The organism is Streptomyces sp. NP160 (assembly GCF_006335115.1).
In the GTDB taxonomy this organism is placed as follows: Bacteria; Actinomycetota; Actinomycetes; order Actinomycetales; family Quadrisphaeraceae; genus Quadrisphaera.
This window is the reverse complement of record NZ_VDMJ01000093.1, coordinates 1-808: the sequence shown is the minus strand read 5'-3', so window position 1 is coordinate 808 and position 808 is coordinate 1. Positions and strand designations below refer to the sequence as shown.

The window sequence follows — 808 nt, the reverse complement described above, 5'->3', positions numbered from 1 at the left end:
CGTCGACGCGCTGTCCGACCCGGCGTTCCTCTCGGGCCTGGTGCGGGTCGCGCTGTTCCTGGTGGTGCAGGTGCCGATCATGCTGGGCGTGGCGCTGGTCATCGCGCTCCTGCTCGACTCCGGCGTGCTCTACGCGCAGCGCTTCATCCGGCTGGCCGTCTTCCTCCCCTACGCCGTGCCCGGCGTGGTGGCCACCCTCATGTGGGGCTACCTCTACGGCCCCGACTTCGGGCCGTTCGCGCAGGTCGCGAACGCGCTGTCGCTGCCCAGGCCGCCGTTCCTGTCGAGCTGGATGCTGGGCTCGATCATGAACATCGTCACCTGGTCGTTCGTGGGCTACAACATGATCATCATGTTCGCGGCGCTGCGCGGGATCCCGAGCGAGCTCTACGAGGCAGCGCGGATGGACGGCGCCAGCGAGCTGCGCATCGCGTGGTCGGTGAAGATCCCCGCCATCCGCAGCGCGATCCTCCTGACGCTGATCTTCTCGGTGATCGGCAGCTTCCAGCTGTTCAACGAGCCGCAGCTGCTCCGCACGCTGGCGCCCTCGGTCATCGACACCGCCTACACCCCCAACCTGTACGCGTACAACCTCGCCTTCACCAACCAGAACGTGAACTACTCGGCGGCGGTCGCCTTCCTGCTGGCGCTGGTCATCGCCGTCCTGTCGTACGTCGTGCAGCTGTCGGCCCAGCGGAAGGAGCGCCGCTCGTGAGCGCCGCGACGAGCCCCACCACCGGCAGCGCCCCGACCGCCGCCGTGTCCGCCCTCGAGGGCACCTCCCGCACCGGCCGGCGCCGGCGCGGGG

At 69.7% G+C, this 808-nt stretch carries 1 protein-coding gene; it reads left to right on the top strand.

Annotated features, from left to right (window positions below; translation table 11 throughout):
- Positions 1 to 715: carbohydrate ABC transporter permease (locus tag FHN55_RS22055; RefSeq protein ID WP_139714551.1), on the top strand; the 715-nt coding region annotated here is incomplete at its 5' end.
- Between the last annotated feature and the right edge of the window lie 93 nt (positions 716 to 808).